Genomic DNA, 528 nt, shown 5'->3' on the forward strand with positions numbered 1-528 from the left:
CTGTTCCTCCGCCCCGACGGTTTCGCCGGCATCCGCCCCCGTTTGTTCCATCCGGCCAGTCTATCAATGCCGCTTTCGAAGAAACAGTGTTTTCTTGGGGTGTCCGGCGTCAGGCGTGAAAAAGCCATCGGAAGCGGGCGGATGGGACTTTACCGAATGTACGGTACGGCCTAGACCTCTGGCAAACATACGTTGGAGAGACGCCCCATGGACTTCACCCTGAGCGAGCGGGAAACCTATTTCCGCGACCGCGTCCGCCAGTTCATCGATTCGGAAATCCGCCCCCGCCAGGCCGAACATGACGCGCAGGAACATGAGGGCGAGCGCTGGAAGGTGATCCCCGTCATCGAAGAGTGCAAGGCGAAGGCGAAGGCCGCGGGCCTGTGGAATTTCTTCATGCCGCCCAACTCGGGCCAGACCCATGTCGACGATACGTTCGCGTTTGAAGGCACGCAGCTCACCAACCTCGAATACGCCTTGTGCGCCGAGGAAATGGGCAGGATCGGCTGGGCGTCGGAGGTGTTCAAA

1 protein-coding gene is annotated in these 528 nt (G+C 60.4%); it reads left to right on the forward strand.

Annotated elements, in window-relative coordinates:
• Window positions 1-207: 207 nt before the first annotated feature.
• A partial coding sequence (locus BRX37_RS26525) for an acyl-CoA dehydrogenase family protein (RefSeq protein ID WP_206434245.1) occupies window positions 208-528 on the forward strand: 321 nt, incomplete at its 3' end.

The organism is Sphingomonas sp. S-NIH.Pt3_0716 (genome assembly GCF_003950715.1).
Taxonomy (GTDB): domain Bacteria; phylum Pseudomonadota; class Alphaproteobacteria; order Sphingomonadales; family Sphingomonadaceae; genus Sphingobium; species Sphingobium yanoikuyae_A.